The organism is Streptomyces colwelliae (genome assembly GCF_048158785.1).
Classification (GTDB): domain Bacteria; phylum Actinomycetota; class Actinomycetes; order Streptomycetales; family Streptomycetaceae; genus Streptomyces.
In genome coordinates this window covers 1-423 of record NZ_JBLTJC010000991.1, presented here as the reverse complement: position 1 = coordinate 423, position 423 = coordinate 1, and the positions used below count along the sequence as shown (strand labels likewise).

General features: G+C 49.2%; 1 pseudogene. It reads left to right on the top strand.

Going from position 1 to position 423, the window contains the following annotated elements:
* Positions 1-139: 139 nt before the first annotated feature.
* Positions 140-423: pseudogene (gene metQ, locus ACNFOC_RS55505) on the top strand (methionine ABC transporter substrate-binding lipoprotein MetQ); the annotation flags it as partial.

Genomic DNA, 423 nt, shown 5'->3' with positions numbered 1-423 from the left:
CGCTGGGGATATGGGAACGGGACTGGTATTGCTGGTCATTCTGGTTTATTTAATTCAGTTCGCAGGCGACCGCATCGTCCGGGCTGTCACTCGCAAGTAACGTTCAACACAACATAAATAATTGAAGAAGGAATAAGGTATGGCGTTCAAATTCAAAACCTTTGCGGCAGTGGGAGCCCTGATTGGATCACTGGCACTGGTAGGCTGCGGTCAGGATGAAAAAGATCCAAACCACATTAAAGTCGGCGTGATTGTTGGTGCCGAACAGCAGGTTGCAGAAGTCGCGCAGAAAGTCGCGAAAGACAAATATGGCCTGGACGTTGAGCTGGTCACCTTCAACGACTATGTTCTGCCAAACGAAGCATTGAGCAAAGGCGATATCGACGCCAACGCCTTCCAGCATAAACCGTATCTGGCTAAAGA